Below are 16,060 nucleotides of genomic sequence, written 5' to 3'. Positions count from 1 at the left end.
TTACTTGCATTTAACAAGGTTTTGAGAAACTTTGTGCGTCGGTTGTGAGCAACCTCCGACACGGGAGCGTGCTGTCGGTTGCTTGTGTGCTGTCGGTTTCTCAAAACCGACAGGTGCGATTGCTTACAACCGCGAGAAAGAGACTTTGTTACTTGCATTTAACAAGGTTTTGAGAAACCTTGTGCGTCGGTTGTGAGCAACCTCCGACACGGGAGCGTGCTGTCGTTTGCTTGTGTGCTGTCGGTTTCTCAAAACCGACATGCGCGGTTGCTCCCAACCGCGAGAAAAAAAGTTAAAAATCGACTAAATGGGGAATAAAATAGCAGTAGTGGGTCAATGGTTGTTGATTACAACGGTGGTAATCCTCAAACTCCGTGCGGACACTACCTATTTCCTCACTCCCGATTCGTACCATTACTTGCACGCTGCCCAAAGCTTACACGATGGAAAAGGCTACTACATCGTCTTTGAAGGGCGAGATACCTTTTGTGCGATTTGGCCCGTGGGCTATTCAGCGTCGATTGCGGGACTTGCGTGGCTGACGGGTTTTTCGGTAGAAATATCTTCAAAAATTGTCAATTTATTGGCTCTTGCAGGTTGTTTTTGGTTAATATACAGTCATTTTCGGGAGAAAGCGTGGTTTGTTTCTTTGGCTTTTTCGGCTTCGTCGTTGGTGCAAGTATATGCTAATACATGGTCTGAAACCCTGTTTTTGTTTTTTGTGGTGGGTTTTGCGGCGCAAAGCATTGAGGCGATGCCAACAAAAGTAGGAGGGGCTTTTTGGGCAATCGGCGCGTTTTTGAGTAGATACGCTGCCGTTTTTTTGGCGTTTGTTTTATTGATTCAGCGCAAGTTTAGGGCTGCTTTGTATTACCTACTTTTTGTTGCTGGGTATCTGCTTTTCAACTTTTATCAAACTAAAACTTTTACGGGCGGGCACGGTTTTTGGCCCGATGAACCGTGGCTGAGCCGAGTAGGGCGAGGCATACGCGGGCTAGGAGAGGAGCTTTTATTTTTTGCGGTACGGGATTGGGGATTGAAAAATACCGCTTTGGTCGATTCAGTGAAGTGGCTGATTTATGGAGTGGCTTTGGGACAAGTGATAGTGGTTAGTCTGATGATGAGAGAGTTTTGGAAGTGGGTGAAAGGGCATGGAATCGATGCCTACGGCATGACAAAAAGCTCATTTTTTCAGGTAGGCGTGGGTTATTTACTTTTCACCATTGCTATTTACCTAACTGATACCTCTATCGAAAGTCTGTATTTTCGTCGGTTGGCGCCTGCTTCGTTGTTGTTTACAGTTGCGGTTTTGGAATGGGTTTCGTTACAAAAAGTGTTGTTTGAACGCACCAAATGGTATTTTGTGCTTTTCTTTGTGTTGTCAATTATTCATTCAATCCCAAAATAGCGGATCGCTGTCTGCTACCCGCTGCGTACTAAACATGTCTTCGCACCACGTTGTCCGAGAAAAACAAGAACCTGCTCTGCTCATTGCCAACGGTGAAGGTTGTAGCTTTGAATTAATGGGGCAACTGCTCGAATGGTCGCCGTTTGTGGTGGTACTCGACCACGCCATTCATCGAGTGCTTGATTTAGGGATAAAAGTGGATGTGCTTTTGGGAGATTTTGACCAAAACGTTGATTTTGAAGAAATACACGCCCGTCAGTACCCGCTTGAGATTATTCATACGCCCGATCAAGACAAAACAGACCTCGAAAAAGGCATTGAGTTTTTGATAGAACGCGGTTTCCCCGCCGTGAACATCGTGTGGGCAACGGGTCGCCGCGCCGACCATAGCTTGACCAACATGACGAATATTGTTCGGTACAAAAACCAAATCAAATGCGTGATGCTGGACGATTATTCCAAAATTTTTCCGTTGGTAGGCACATTTGAAAAATGGTACGCCGCCGAAACGCCTATTTCGCTCATTCCCGTTGGAACGGTGTCGGGAATTACCACGGAAGGTTTGAAGTATAATCTTGAAAATGAGTCGCTTGTGCTGGGATATCGCAATGGAAATAGCAATGAGTCGGCAGTGGATGGGTTTGTGAAAATCTCGGCCCAATCGGGCGATTTGTTGATTATGGAATGCTGGGATTAATGGTGTTCCGAGTTTTGAGTTTACTGTTTATTGTTGTTACTTTTGAGAAAATAAATGTTTACCATGACCGCTTTAGACACGCCACGGAAAGTGCGAAAAACCCCAAGGAATGTTCCTGAAGCCCTGATTTACGAAATCATGGACGGTAAGCCTGTGTATTATAAGGAGTATCGGGAAGTGTTATCGGGAAACAAAACCATTGCTGAAATTATGGGTTCGAGTAGCTTGCAGGCATTGATTGTGTTCTATTTGACGGTTTTCATTGGAAAGTTTATTGATGAAGATAGCTACACGGTGTTAACAAGTGAAGCTGGATTGCACATTGACCATAAAAACAATTTAGCCAACGATATTGCCATTTTTGAACAATCGGTGTTGACACCAGATAAAATCTCCAGAAAATATGCCAACGTGCCGCCGACCATTGTTTTTGAGATAGACATTGATGCGGATGTTGAAGACATGACAGAGACGGGATACATTTACAAAAAGACCCAAAAATTGCTCGCATTTGGGGTTCAAAAAGTCTTTTGGATATTGACGGAAGCTCAGGTAGTCATGGTTGCAACGGCTGAACGCATTGAAACCTTTGACTGGAACCGTGATATTGAATTGATGCACCAGCAATCGTTTAACGTAGGAGCTTATTTGACAAAAAAAGGCGTAACCCTAAGCTAATTTCTTCCTTTACAGACATGCCCATCATTACCCACATCGAGGTTTTTAAGTTTAATATTCCCCTTCAAGCTCCTGTTACAATTGCGATTGGAACGATTGAGGAAGCTCGCAATATTTTGGTCAAAATTCACACGTCGGATGGGGTATATGGAACGGGTGAAGGCGCTCCGTTTTGGATGATTGTGGGAGAAACGCAGGCCACCGTTTACGCGGCAGCTTATGATTTGGCAAAACTATTAATTGGTAAAAACCCCCTTGATTTAGAAGGCTGTATCGGAGCAATGGAACGCTATTTGGCCGCCAACCCTACGGCAAAAAGTGCCTTCGACATGGCGCTGTACGACCTTGCCGCAAAGTATGCCAATATGCCTTTGTATCAATTTTTGGGAGGAAGTAATCGTCCAATTGCAACCGATGAAACGATTTATATCTCTTCGCCCGAGGCCATGGCAGCCGATGCCGTGAAAATCAAAGAACGTGGTGCTGATGCCATCAAAGTGAAATTGGGCACAAACGCAACCGATGATATTAAACGCATTGCGGCGATTCGTACGGCGATTGGCGACGAAATTCCCATTCGTACCGATGCCAATCAAGGCTGGGATTATGTGAGTGCGCTCAAAGTGCTGAATACCATTGCCGACTGGAACGTAGAGTATTGTGAACAGCCCGTAAAACATTGGGATTATGCGCACATGGCGCGTCTTCGTCAGCATGCTCGGGTACCTATTTGTGCCGATGAATCGTTGTTTTCTCCCCAAGATGCGGTCAAATTGGTGGCGCAAGAGGCGGTTGATTATTTTAATATCAAGCTGTCTAAAAGTGGAGGTTTGCGTAATGCCGTCAAAATCAATGCCATCGCCGAAGGGGCAGGCATACGTTGCATGATTGGGTGCATGTCGGAGTCGCGTTTGGGGATTTCGGCCAATGCCCATTTTGCATCGGCGCTGCATAATGTCGTTTTTTATGATTTAGACTCTCCTTTTGAACACGCCCAAGACCCTGTGTTGGGTGGCATTGTTTACCAAAATCATTACCAAGTGATGATTCCTGACGCACCTGGTCACGGCGCCGATGTGGATGCGGCGTATCTGCAAAAAATGGAGTCGTTTACGGTGTGATTCAAAAAATTCGGGTTGTGAGCAACCCTCTGCACGAATCAAAACCTTCATTTTCTGGTTATAATTTCTCTTGATTCCGAAACTGAGCAGGGGTTTTGCCCGCAAAACGCTTGAAAGCCGTGTGAAAAGCAGAAGTGGAATTATAGCCCACGCGCTCAGCAATTTCGTCGATTTTGAGGTGGGAAAAGGCAGGATTAGAAAGCAAACGTTTGGCTTCTTGGACGCGGTGGTAGGCGAGCCAATCAAAAAAACTTTGCTGGAGTCGGTCGTTGAGGACTTGGGATAAATGATGTGGTGAAACCGACAGACGCTGTGCTAGTTTGGGTAAAGTAAAATCGTTGTCAAGATAAGGTTTTTCGGTTTCGAGTAGCTGTTGTAGTTTTTGCAAAATCAACTCCCCGTGGTCTTCCGAAAGCGATGATTTTTCGTACTTTTTCTTTGGTTCATTTTCGAGGTTTTCAACTTGAAACAATACCGAATGACTCATCACAAGGTAGCTGGTTACATAAACATAAAACGTGACCAAGCTTCCCAGCAAATAATCGCCCAAATCTTCTTCAAATGTCAGTTTAACCCCAATAAATAACATTGGAAAAAGGCAAGACAGCAGCGTAAGGTTCCGAAGTTGGGTAAAAGGAGCTACGCTTTTCAAGGTGAAAAAAGGCAGCTGATGTTGGCGGAAAGCCAGCACGATTTCTCTGAAACTAAGCCCCAAATACGACAATATACTGACCAACGTAAAATCGTTGACGTATTCGCGAATGTGTAGCGGGTCTTCGGAATGCCACAGTGTAACGGCTCGAAATGGTAATTCGGGATGCCAAGCATCAAGGTACGAATTGTACTTATAATCAAGCGGTTGGTGTTGCCAAAAAAAGGAGTAGAGACACCAAAAGGCAAACGGTAGAAGGTGCCAGCCGTAGTGACGAGGAAGCCGCCCGTGAAGCCGAGCATACACAAAGAAGAAGGGTAAGAGGGCTAATAAAAAATTGGTAGGTTCGGCAAAATTATCGGCCCAAAGGGTTTGAAATTGGTAGTTGGAATAGCACAAAAAGACTTCTAAAATAGCCGCAGAAAAAGCCAACATCACCCATCCCATCATGCGATTAGCCACTGACTTAGCCCGCAGACCTGTCAGAAAAAGTCCCCCCAGCAAAATGCCCTGAACGACACCAAGGAGAATAACAATCGCAAAAAAGTCGATGCGGAGGGGCATTGTTGAAAAACAGTATTTTGAAAGGCAAATAGGCAAGAAGCAAAAGGCAAAAACGGTACTTTAAAAGTTGCCTTTTGCCTCTTGCCTATTTGCTTCTTGCTAGTTTATCTCCAACGCTTATATTGGTTAATCAAGCCATTGGTACTGCTATCGTGCGACTCGATAGGCCAGTCGTTTTGAAGTTCTGGGTAAATCTTGTTGGCGAGTTGCTTACCCAACTCTACGCCCCATTGGTCGAAACTGAAAATGTTCCAGATGACCCCTTGAACGAAGATTTTGTGCTCGTACATCGCAATCAAGCTTCCCAATACGCGTGGCGTAATTTTCTTTACCAAGAAAGAGTTGGTCGGGCGGTTTCCTTCAAACACTTTGAACGGAGCAATTTTGGCAATTTCTTCTGGCGATTTTCCGCTCAATTCTGCCACCACTTCGTCCAACGTTTTACCGTTCATTAACGCCTCTGTTTGGGCAAAGAAATTCGATAACAACATTTTATGGTGTTCGCCGATTGGATTGTGGCTCAACGCTGGTGCAATAAAATCAGCAGGAATCAGCTTGGTTCCTTGGTGAATCAACTGATAAAATGCGTGTTGTCCGTTGGTGCCAGGTTCTCCCCAAATAATAGGGCCCGTTTGGTAGTCAACTGCCTCGCCGTTGCGGCTTACGTATTTTCCGTTCGACTCCATGTCTCCTTGTTGGAAATAAGCAGCAAAACGGTGTAAGTATTGGTCATACGGTAAAATAACGTGCGTGTCTGCGCCGAAAAAGTTGTTGTACCAAATCCCCAACAGGGCCAAGACAACAGGTATATTTTTCTCAAAGCGCGCCGAACGGAAGTGATTATCCATGTCGTGCGCCCCTGAAAGGAGCTGCTCAAAGTTTTGGAAGCCAATGTAGCAGGAAATCGACAAGCCGATGGCCGACCACAACGAGTAGCGTCCACCTACCCAATCCCAAAAACCAAACATATTTTCGGGGTCAATGCCGAATTTTTCTACTTCAGTACGGTTGGTTGAAATGGCTACGAAGTGCTTGGCGACGTGGGCGCTGTCTTTCGCAGTTTCCAAAAACCAACGACGTGCCGAGTGGGCGTTGGCCATCGTTTCTTGGGTTGTAAACGTTTTGGAAGCAATCATAAACAACGTTGTTTCAGGATTGAGTTTTGCGACTGCTTCAGCAATGTGCGTACCGTCCACGTTCGACACAAAATGTACGCTCAACCCTTTTTTACCGTACGACTTGAGCGCTTCGGTCACCATGACGGGGCCGAGGTCAGAGCCTCCGATACCAATATTTACAATGTCAGTGATTTTCTTACCCGTAAAGCCTTTCCACTCGCCGCCGCGCACTTTTTCCGAAAAGCCTTTCATTTTTTCCAACACCTCGTTGACATCAGGCATGACATCTTTGCCATCCACCTCGATAGGCGTGTTGGAACGGTTACGCAGGGCTACGTGCAACACCGCGCGATTTTCGGTGGCGTTGATTTTGTCGCCCGTAAACATTTTTTCAATCGCGTCCGAAAGCTGGCATTCGCGGGCTAAGTCGCACAAATACGCCAACGTACGGCCATTGATGCGGTTTTTAGAGTAGTCAACGACGATGTCACCCAAGCGCAACGAGAATTTTTTGAAGCGGTTAGGGTCTTCGGCAAACAATTCTTTTAAATGTTTCTTGCTGATACTCTTGTGGTGAGTTTTGAGTTTGCGGTAGGCAGCCGTCTGGTCAAAAGGAATGGCTTGTAACATCTGTCTAAATAGTTTTATGAACACGCAAAAGTAGGGAATACGCCCACTTTCTCAAAGAAATGAGGGTTTTAGGGCGTAAAAAGGCAGAATTTGGGACAAGTTGTGGGAATTTATAAAGGCAGCCTACGAATCAAGGGATAAAAGTCTCGGAGAGACATAACGTTTGTAGAGACATGACGTTTGTAGAATTGTACGAAAATGGATGATTCCATGAAAAAGTCTCGGAGAGACATAACGTTTGTAGCAAAAAGAGCCATTCAATGAAAAATTTGGCTTCGGAGAAGCCCAACATTATAAAGTTGATATATAGTTTTTCTTTATATTTGTTGAGTTACAAACCCTTCCTAAACAACAGCTATGCGAACTTTCCTCTTCTGCTTTTTTCTGGCTAGTAGCCTCGCGACTTTTTCGCAAAATGTCTCAATTCGAGGCAAAATCAAGAATCCTGTGTCGCGTTTTTTAGAGCTTCAACTCTATCCTTTTGCCCAGCAAGGTATTCAAAAACAGTTGGTTTTAAATGAAAGTAATGAGTTTGAATTTACCACTACTCTGACAGATGTCGCTTATTTTAAACTGATTTTCAATACTGGTGCGTCAAACGATGACGAGGGTAGATTGGCATGGTGCATTATAGAGCCCAATGACGCTATTTTTATGGAGTTTGATGCGTTGGATTTTTGGCAAACAGTCCGTTATTCGGGAAGTGCTGCCCCCAAATTTAACTACCATAAAGAGGACTATATTGAAACAACAAAAAAGCTCCAGTGGGAAACCACTGCCAAGGCTAGATTAGCTAAGTCGAAAGAAGCGTTTTTCCGTTATTTGTTGGAGATTGAAAAACAAAAACTCAAGATCCTTGACTCGTACAAAGAACAAGTATCGACCGCTTTTTTTACAATGGCTCAAGCGGGTATTAAATCAGATATATTTGGTACCGTTGTTCGAGCACTTTACCAAGAAGCACAGGCTAAAAAGATTGAAACTACAGACGCACTCATTCCTAAGGCGTATCGGGCTCATTTTACTGAGGTTTCGCCTTCTCAGGACAATTTTTCGTTGAAGGCTTCCAATTATGGGCATCACTTGCTCTATTTATTTATGCTCAAGTACCCAACCGCCAATATTCCTTACGGGGAAACGGAAGCCTATTTTGAGGTAAACCAAGCAAAGTTTACTCCCGCTTTTGTGGAAATGTTGACGGCCGATTTTCTCTTGCAAGAAATTGGATACAAAGGGATGAACGACGAAATAAATAAGAAGGTGAAGAGTTTTGAAAATAGGTATCCCAATAGCGTATTTCGAACCGAAATCAATCAAAGGTTGATTGAGAAAGAAATCTTTGCCATTGGCAAACCTGCTTTGTCCTTTTCACTTCGAGATACTGCAGGTCGTACGGTGCAGCTGGCTGATTTTAAGGGGAAAGTGATTTATCTCGACTTTTGGGCGAGTTGGTGCGGGCCGTGTATTGCCGAAATGACACCAGCAAAAAAGATAAAAAAGCACTTCAAAGACCAACCTGATTTGGTGTTTCTGTACATTTCGTTGGATAAGAAAGAGAGTGACTGGCACAAAGCCATTACTAAATACCAAATTGAAGGTACTCACTTGCGGGATGACATCACAGCTGAAGAAAGCGTAGCAAATACCTATGATCCAGGTGCCATTCCGTCGTCTTTTGTTATTGGCAGAAATCACACCTTCCACGCCATTCAGCCGCCAGCACCGAGCAAAAACGAAGGAAAGGATTTGATAAAAATATTGGAAGAGGCTTTGTATAAGAAGTAAAATGTGTTTTTCGAGAGAAGAAATAGTATATAGAAGTTAGTTAGTGTTAAGTTTTTTTAAAATAAAATAATAAATATTTATTGTTTTATTTTAAATTTACTCTACATTTGCTTAAACTTTAACGATACAGAAAAATGAAAACACAAAAAATTCTTCTTTGGTTAATCATGGCGTTTGTGGTGATTGACTTTGCATCTTATTTTATGCCAGCACTCAAAGGAGTGAACGCGGGAGGGAATGGAGCAGGGGTATGGCTCTTCAAAATGGGAAAAATAGCCTGTTCTTTCACCGTAGGTTGGTGTATTTTCCGCCTTCGACAATTGTATTTACAGCATCAGTTTTTTACGGAAAAAGCCACGCTTTTCCTACGTTGGGTCGCTTATTTGGTCATTGGAATCGCCATTGTTGGCTCATTTGAATATGCTTTCAGGCAGCTACAATCCATCGAAGGTTTATATACAGGGAGGATTCCTTCGTCGGTAGCTTGGCCAGTAGCAGTGCGGGCTTTTTTTGCCCACTTTCTAGTACACGAGCCTATTCCGATTTTCTTGGGATTGTGTATGTTGTTAGTGACTGATTTTGTCCAAAAAGCCATTGTTGTCAAATCAGAAAACGAATCATTTATCTAAAATGACGATTGTAGTAAATCTGGATGTGATGATGGCCAAACGAAAAATGTCACTCAATGAATTGGCCCAACAGGTAGGGGTGACGAACGTCAACTTGTCAATTTTGAAAACAGGGAAGGCAAAAGGTGTTCGGTTTGACACGCTGGCAGCTATCTGCAAAGCCCTTGATTGTCAGCCTGGAGATATATTAGAGTACGTACCATAAAAAAGAGTGCTTCTTTGGTAAGAAAATTCCAAAGAAGCACTCTTTTTTAACGCGAACTTTTCAAGATAAGTACTTGGTTTTGTGCCTCATAGAGGCTTAACATTTGTAGAACAATGAGTGTTTATCCGATCTAGTGTGCCATAGGTACACCACTTGTAAGCGATGTTGTGTACCTACGGCACACTAAAATAAGAAAATAGGTTCCTATAACTACAAATAGGTAGTGCCAAAAGGCACATTTCTTGAAAAGTTCGCGTTTTATTAGTATAATGATTAATCAGTATTACTTCACTAATCGTCGCGTTTGGGGCATTTTTTGCAGTGTTTGCCCTTCTTCTTATACGCTTTGCAGCATTTCTTTAGGTCGCAGGCAAAAGCACAACCCATGAAGGCGTTGGGCTGGAAAAACTTTTCTTCAGTGCTTGAAAGTGCGCAAGTCGAAACTTCAACGATGGTCATTGGAAATGTTCTAAGGTTTCAAATACTTACGCAAAAGTAGTTTATTTAGATTAATTACAAACAAATTTTCCCGATTATTTTCACTCTTCTGCCAAAAAATGCCTTTCTGTCCCCAAAAAGCCGTAAAAAAGATTGCGAACATGGGGCATCTATTCCGTTCTTTGCGGTTACTAAATCAACAGAAAGTAATATGAGAATCAACTACTTGCTAACATCGCTACTTCTTATCGCTACGGCTGCACTGGCACAAACGGGCGACGAAAAGCACCTCACCAACGTAAAACAGCTCACTTTCGGAGGCGATAACGCCGAAGCGTATTTTAGTTTTGATAGTAAATACGTTAGTTTTCAGTCAAATAACCCTAAATGGGGCTTGCAGTGCGACCAGATTTTTTACTTGGATGTGACCAAAGGGTTGAAAAATCCTGATGAGCGTCCGCAGTTTATAAGCACGGGAAAAGGCCGCACGACTTGTTCGTACTTCATGCCCGATGGCAAACACATTTTGTTTGGAAGTACGCACTTGGCCAACGATTCTTGCCCGCCTCCCATCAAACCGTATCTCAACAAATACCTTTGGGCGGTGTATGACACCTACGATATTTTTGTGTCGGATTTGAAAGGGAAAGTGGTGAAGCAATTGACTACCGAAAAAGGTTATGATGCCGAAGCAACGATTTCGCCCAAAGGTGATAAAATTGTTTTTACTTCGACCCGCAACGGCGACCTTGATTTGTACATCATGGACATCGACGGAAAGAACGTGAAACAAATCACAAATCAGCTTGGGTACGATGGTGGAGCATTTTTCTCACCCGATGGTAAAAAACTCGTTTTCCGCTCGTCGCGCCCAAAAACAGACGAAGAAATCGCTGAATACAAAAAACTGCTTTCGATGGGGTTGGTAGCACCGACCGACATGGAAATTTATACGTGCAACGTGGACGGTTCGGACTTGCGCCAAATCACAAAACTTGGCAAAGCCAATTGGGCACCTTACTTTACGCCGAAGGGTGATAAAATTATTTTCTCGTCGAACCACCATTCTCAACGGGGCTACGACTTCCAATTATACCTTATCAACCTCGACGGAACGGGCTTGGAACGGGTGACCAACAACAGTATTTTTAACGCTTTCCCGATGTTTTCGTACGATGGGAAGAAGTTGATTTTTAGTTCTAACCGTAATAATGCCCCAGGCTCTCGCGATACCAATTTGTACATCGCCGACTGGGTAGATTAAAACAAATGCACGCAAAGGCGTAGCGTATTAGACTCTGCGCCTTTGCGTAAAAAAACTTACTTGGCAAACGGAATTGATGGAAGCGGCTGTGCCAGTAGGTCGTTGCTCCAAGGTTGTCTAACTAACTGGCTTTTGTCTGGAAAAGTGGCTGATTTACAGCCTAAAAGTATACATTGTGTTTCGCCAGCAAACACAGGCAAGGTAGGTGAACCGCCTACCAAACTACTACCAAGGTAAGGATGGGTACTCAACCCTACCAACCACACATCTTTCTTCACGTGCTGATATACCCATTCAAATTCTTCGGCCAATAGAGGCGCGTCGTACGTAGTGATACTCTGTAGGCTGTTAAATTTAAAGTTGGGTAATGACGTTTTGAGTGTTGCTAAAAAAGCCGTAGAACAGCCAAAGTGGTTGATTTTATTTCGGTCGATGCTTTCCCACAAATGCCCTTTTTGAAGTCCATCTCCTTGGTAAAAAACGGGAGTCGCGCCTGTTAATAACGTACTGACCGACAACTGCCATGTGGTTGTATCTGAAGGCGTATGCCACAAAATACGATCACTTCCTTTGAAATTTTGATGGATGGTCAACAGCTTGAGGTGTTCCAAAAGTATTCCGCCAGTAGTATGAAAGACGGGCACGTTGGTTGAAAACGAAGCCCAAAGCGGATGCTCGAAAGAAACGTACGTAAATTCGAGCGGAGGCGAAGGCATTTTTAGTAAACTACTCCACGTGTCAGTTGTGTGCCAAGGTGATGCTTCGTCGTTACTGGGTACGGCAACGGTAATGGTACCGTGTTTGAGCGAGGGTAATTGCCGCACGGAATGATGCACGAACACTACTTTGGGCGCAAGAACCTTGGCCCGTTCGCTGAGTGTTTTTACATCGGTGCTAGGAGATGAAATCGACCAAACGGCTCCAATCGCATGAACGGCTAAAAAAGCAATGACCGCTTGAGGGATATTGGGCAAAATTCCCATGACGTTGTCGCCCTCGGATACGCCCATATGTCGGAGGGAGGTAGCAACGGTAGCAACGTGTTTTTCGAGTTCTTTCCACGAAAATTCCCGCAATGGTTCGCCTTCATTTTGGTATAAAAACGCGGGTTTATTAGCGTTTTTGTGGCGAAAAATGTGCTCGGCATAGTTGATGGTTGCGCCTGTAAACCACTTGGTTCTGGCCCAGTTTTTTTTGTCAGGCACTACAACGTCCCAATACAAACTATGGGTTTTGACATCACAGAATGACCAGATAGATTCCCAAAAATCCTCGATGTCGGTCACTGACCAATCCCAAAGGTCGTGGTAATCACGGAAATACAGTCCTTTCTTAACAAATAACCAGTTCTGAAATTTTTTCAGGTTGGACTGCTCCACAACCGAGCGCGAAGGAGCCCAAAGGGGTTTGAGTGGTACACGATCTAGTATCACGGCACAAAAAGTTAATAGGTTGGATGGCTAGATGTTTAAACGACCAAAATCATTTTTTTGAGATATGTTTCTTAAAAAAAACATCATGGCTTTATTTTTTGTACCTTTGTTCGCCTGATTATCAGGGTATTTGGGGCGGTTGTTCGCCGCCAAATTTTTAGTTACATAATTCACTTTTTACAGTAGTGATACTGCAAATCCAATGAAAAAAGACAATAAAGGCGCTGGGAAAACGCCGTTTTACAGTAAATTCGTAAAGTCGAATCAATCGTCAGATAATTTTGACAACGCTTCAGAACCTAGACGCGCAAGACCTCGTTTAGAAAAATCTTCCGACAAAAAGTCTAGTGAAATCCCTCGTCGCGAACGCAGCTTTGACAAACCGTTTGAAAAGCGCGGCGACAAACCAGCCTTCAAAAAGCCGTTTGATAAGCCATTTGAAAAACGCGGCGAACGTAGTTTTGATAAGCCATTTGAGAAACGCGGTGAACGTAATTTTGATAAACCGTTTGAGAAGCGCGGCGAACGTAGCTTTGACAAGCCATTTGAGAAACGTGCTGAACGTAGTTTTGACAAACCGTTTGAGAAACGCGGTGAACGTAGCTTCGACAAACCAGCCTTCAAAAAACCATTTGAAAAGCGAGAAGAGCGCGGCGAACGTAGCTTTGACAAGCCATTTGAGAAACGTGGTGAACGTAGTTTTGATAAACCATTTGAAAAACGCGGTGACAAACCAGCCTTCAAAAAACCATTTGAAAAGCGAGAAGAACGTGGCGAACGCAGTTTTGACAAGCCATTTGAAAAACGCGGCGAACGCAGTTTTGATAAGCCATTTGAGAAGCGTGGTGAACGTAGTTTTGACAAACCGTTTGAGAAACGCGGCGAACGTAGTTTTGACAAGCCATTCGAGAAACGTGGGCGGGCTTCAGAAGAAGGTGATAAGCCTGAAAAACGTAGCCGTGCCGAAGATGGGTTGCGCCGTCGGGTAGGGGAGTACACCGAAGCACCTCGTTATGACCTTCGCAAAGCAGAAGAAAAATACATAAAGAAAGACGCGCCAGCGCCAAAAGATGACTTGATTCGCCTTAACAAATACATCGCAAATGCGGGATTGTGTTCTCGTCGTGAAGCGGATGGATTGATTGAAACAGGGCAAATTACGGTCAACGGCAAGGTAATCAATGAGCTAGGGCACAAAGTAAACCCTGGCGATATTGTAAAGTACGGTAACCGTATCTTGAATCCTGAGAAAATGGTCTATATTTTGGTGAATAAACCAAAAGACTACATTACAACGACTGACGATCCAGAAGGTCGCCATACGGTGATGGAACTGATTTCGGGAGCGTGCCAGGAGCGTGTGTATCCTGTGGGCCGTTTGGACCGTAACACAACGGGCTTGTTGTTGTTGACAAACGACGGAGAATTGGCTGAAAAACTGATGCACCCTTCGAACGAAATCAATAAGATTTACCAAGTTGAGTTAGACAAACCCATCACGACCGAAGATTTTGAAAAAATCAAAGAAGGTTTGGAGTTAGAAGATGGATTCATCAAACCCGACGATTTAGCACTTGTTACGCCCGATGCGATGGTCGTAGGCATTGAGATTCACAGTGGCCGCAATCGTATTGTTCGTCGTGTGTTTGAAAGTCTTGGTTATGAGGTGATTAAGCTTGATAGGACAGTCTATGCAGGGCTAAACAAAAAAGACCTCCCACGTGGCAAATGGCGCTTCTTGAACGAAAAAGAAGTAGTGCGTTTGAAATACTTAGTGTAAGACGAGAATAAAAACTAACAAAAAAGGGCTGCGGAAACGCAGCCCTTTTTTGATGAAGTAGGTCACGCTTTCTTCAAAATTCCTTTCTCAACGTTTTCATTGAGTACGTTTTCGGCGTAGTTCCAGATGGTGGTAGAACCCTCTTTAATGACCGATTTCTTTTGATAGACTTTTTCATAAGGAACGCCAAATTCTGCCCAAGTTCCTCCGTTGTTGGAGGTATTTTGGAGGAGAGGCTCTAAACGATCCATGGAACGGGCAAATTTGGCTTCTTTGGTTTCGCCTGCCTCAAATTCTTCCCAAATCGCAATCAATTCGTTGGCTTGCGCTTGGGGAAGTAGCCCAAAAATCCGTTGAGCAGCGAGCCTTTCTTCGTCGGTATTTGAGTGATTTTTCTGGGTGTCATAGATAAAGGTATCGCCTGCGTCAATCTCAACAATGTCGTGAATTAGCACCATTTTAACCACCTTCAGCACATCAACAGGTTCGTTGGCGTGTTCGGCTAAAACGATGGCCATCAGGGCCAAATGCCAACTGTGTTCGGTATCGTTTTCGTTTCGGTCGCTGTTGAGTAGCTTCGTTTTGCGTTGGATGTATTTGAGTTTGTCAATCTCCTTGATGAACTCAATTTGCTGTAATAACTGGTCAGAAATCATTTAGTGAGTGGGAATGGATGGAATACAAAGATAGCGGCTTTTGCGATTTCCCTAGTCAAACTGCTTTCCCACTTCAAGCCCCGACAAAAACGCTCCTTCGACGTTGCCAATCCCAAACGCGTCGCCCGCCAAGTAAACGGGAGCGTGTTCGAGTTTGTAAAAAGAATGGGGGTGGCGCTGACGGGCGAGGCTGTAGCGCCAGCGATGTACTTGAACTTGTTCGATGGATTCAGGCGCAATCCAGTCGCTGACGGAGGCCAGTAAATCTTTACCTACTTCTTGCAAATTATCTTCAAAGTGTGCCTGACTGTAGTTGACAGAGGCGTGTAATGTGACCGAAGGAACGGAAGAAATGCCTTTTTGGAAGTTATCGGCTGTCCACGCGACGGGTTGGTTTTCCAAAAGTAATCCACCGCCTTCAATCGTGGTAGGCGTGTTCAACGTAGCCAAAACGGCAATGCAAGGGTCATATTCGATGGAAGCCAAAACGCGTTGGTCAGCCTCCGAAAGTACTGTTTGTGAACGTTGAAAAAGCTCAGTAGCTTGTGGAATGGGGATCGTTGAGATAAGCGCATCGAAAGGGTATTGGTTGCCCGATTCAGTTTCAACCGATTGAGAATGAAGATGGATGGCTTTTTCGTTTAGTTGAATATTCAACGAAGCAGCCATGAATTTTGGAATGGTGTTCATCCCTGCTGTCCCGATATAACGCACATTTTCGCGCTGAGGAACTTGCCATTCCGAAATGATTTTTTCGGTAATAAGTTCATCAATAAAAAGACGAAATTCGGGCGATTTAGCCGAAAAATACTGCGCGCCGTGGTCAGCTTTGGCAAGTTCAATTTTACGGGTTGACATCCGACCGCCTACGCCGCGCCCTTTGTCGAGTAGCGTTACTTCGTGGCCATTTTGAGTCAAAACTCGGGCGGCTGAGAGGCCCGTCATGCCTGCGCCTAAGATGATTATTTTCAAGGGGAGTTGGGATTAAAGAGGTGATTCAAT

15 protein-coding genes are annotated in these 16,060 nt (G+C 44.2%); 9 read left to right on the top strand and 6 right to left on the bottom strand.

Annotated elements, in window-relative coordinates:
- Positions 1-307 precede the first annotated feature (307 nt).
- From DTQ70_RS16755 to DTQ70_RS16740, 4 genes are all read left to right on the top strand, one after another.
- A complete protein-coding gene (locus DTQ70_RS16755; protein WP_122931874.1) occupies positions 308-1,408 on the top strand; it encodes a hypothetical protein in 1,101 nt (366 codons plus the stop codon).
- 34 nt (positions 1,409-1,442) lie between these two features.
- Positions 1,443-2,105, top strand: coding sequence for a thiamine diphosphokinase (locus DTQ70_RS16750; RefSeq protein WP_122931873.1), 663 nt, complete (start codon positions 1,443-1,445; stop codon positions 2,103-2,105).
- Positions 2,106-2,168: 63 nt separating this feature from the next.
- Positions 2,169-2,783, top strand: coding sequence for a Uma2 family endonuclease (locus DTQ70_RS16745; protein ID WP_122934445.1), 615 nt, complete (start codon positions 2,169-2,171; stop codon positions 2,781-2,783).
- A gap of 17 nt (positions 2,784-2,800) precedes the next feature.
- Entirely contained in the window at positions 2,801-3,904 is a 1,104-nt protein-coding gene (locus DTQ70_RS16740) for a mandelate racemase/muconate lactonizing enzyme family protein (RefSeq protein WP_122931872.1), read from the top strand.
- Positions 3,905-3,962: 58 nt separating this feature from the next.
- Here DTQ70_RS16740 and DTQ70_RS16735 read toward each other — a convergent pair whose 3' ends face one another.
- Together DTQ70_RS16735 and pgi are read right to left on the bottom strand one after the other, a co-directional pair.
- On the bottom strand, positions 3,963-5,120 hold the full coding sequence (locus DTQ70_RS16735) for a helix-turn-helix domain-containing protein (RefSeq protein ID WP_122931871.1): 1,158 nt from the start codon (positions 5,118-5,120) through the stop codon (positions 3,963-3,965).
- Between the two features lie 104 nt (positions 5,121-5,224).
- Positions 5,225-6,868, bottom strand: a complete 1,644-nt coding sequence (pgi, locus tag DTQ70_RS16730) for a glucose-6-phosphate isomerase (RefSeq protein ID WP_122931870.1) — start codon at positions 6,866-6,868, stop codon at positions 5,225-5,227.
- Positions 6,869-7,225: 357 nt separating this feature from the next.
- Here pgi and DTQ70_RS16725 point away from each other — a divergent pair, with 357 nt between their 5' ends.
- From DTQ70_RS16725 to DTQ70_RS16715, 3 genes are all read left to right on the top strand, one after another.
- Positions 7,226-8,653 carry a TlpA disulfide reductase family protein gene (locus DTQ70_RS16725; RefSeq protein ID WP_122931869.1) on the top strand — a complete coding sequence of 476 codons (1,428 nt, stop codon included), beginning with the start codon at positions 7,226-7,228 and terminating at the stop codon, positions 8,651-8,653.
- Between the two features lie 134 nt (positions 8,654-8,787).
- On the top strand, positions 8,788-9,282 hold the full coding sequence (locus DTQ70_RS16720) for a DUF2975 domain-containing protein (protein WP_122931868.1): 495 nt from the start codon (positions 8,788-8,790) through the stop codon (positions 9,280-9,282).
- A gap of 1 nt (position 9,283) precedes the next feature.
- Positions 9,284-9,487 (top strand): helix-turn-helix transcriptional regulator, encoded by a 204-nt coding sequence (locus tag DTQ70_RS16715; RefSeq protein ID WP_122931867.1) that lies wholly within the window; start codon positions 9,284-9,286, stop codon positions 9,485-9,487.
- 291 nt (positions 9,488-9,778) lie between these two features.
- Here DTQ70_RS16715 and DTQ70_RS30735 read toward each other — a convergent pair whose 3' ends face one another.
- Positions 9,779-9,946 carry a hypothetical protein gene (locus tag DTQ70_RS30735; protein WP_164490079.1) on the bottom strand — a complete coding sequence of 56 codons (168 nt, stop codon included), beginning with the start codon at positions 9,944-9,946 and terminating at the stop codon, positions 9,779-9,781.
- 190 nt (positions 9,947-10,136) lie between these two features.
- On the opposite strand from DTQ70_RS30735, the gene DTQ70_RS16710 reads away from it, so the two are divergent.
- Positions 10,137-11,189, top strand: coding sequence for a DPP IV N-terminal domain-containing protein (locus DTQ70_RS16710; protein WP_122931866.1), 1,053 nt, complete (start codon positions 10,137-10,139; stop codon positions 11,187-11,189).
- A gap of 56 nt (positions 11,190-11,245) precedes the next feature.
- On the opposite strand, the gene DTQ70_RS16705 is transcribed toward DTQ70_RS16710, so the two are convergent.
- Positions 11,246-12,622: an AMP-binding protein gene (locus DTQ70_RS16705; protein ID WP_122931865.1), complete on the bottom strand. Its 1,377-nt coding sequence runs from the start codon at positions 12,620-12,622 to the stop codon at positions 11,246-11,248.
- Positions 12,623-12,824: 202 nt separating this feature from the next.
- On the opposite strand from DTQ70_RS16705, the gene DTQ70_RS16700 reads away from it, so the two are divergent.
- A complete protein-coding gene (locus tag DTQ70_RS16700) occupies positions 12,825-14,402 on the top strand; it encodes a pseudouridine synthase (RefSeq protein WP_122931864.1) in 1,578 nt (525 codons plus the stop codon).
- Between the two features lie 62 nt (positions 14,403-14,464).
- On the opposite strand, the gene DTQ70_RS16695 is transcribed toward DTQ70_RS16700, so the two are convergent.
- Both DTQ70_RS16695 and DTQ70_RS16690 read right to left on the bottom strand, forming a co-directional pair.
- Positions 14,465-15,058, bottom strand: coding sequence for an HD family hydrolase (locus tag DTQ70_RS16695; protein ID WP_122931863.1), 594 nt, complete (start codon positions 15,056-15,058; stop codon positions 14,465-14,467).
- A gap of 51 nt (positions 15,059-15,109) precedes the next feature.
- The gene (locus DTQ70_RS16690) at positions 15,110-16,030 is read right to left on the bottom strand and encodes an NAD(P)/FAD-dependent oxidoreductase (protein ID WP_229599956.1); all 921 of its coding nucleotides are present in this window, start codon (positions 16,028-16,030) and stop codon (positions 15,110-15,112) included.
- Positions 16,031-16,060: the final 30 nt, after the last annotated feature.

This window comes from Runella sp. SP2, from assembly GCF_003711225.1.
Classification (GTDB): domain Bacteria; phylum Bacteroidota; class Bacteroidia; order Cytophagales; family Spirosomataceae; genus Runella.
The sequence above is the reverse complement of the archived record's forward strand: the minus strand, read 5'-3'. Positions and strand labels throughout refer to the sequence as shown.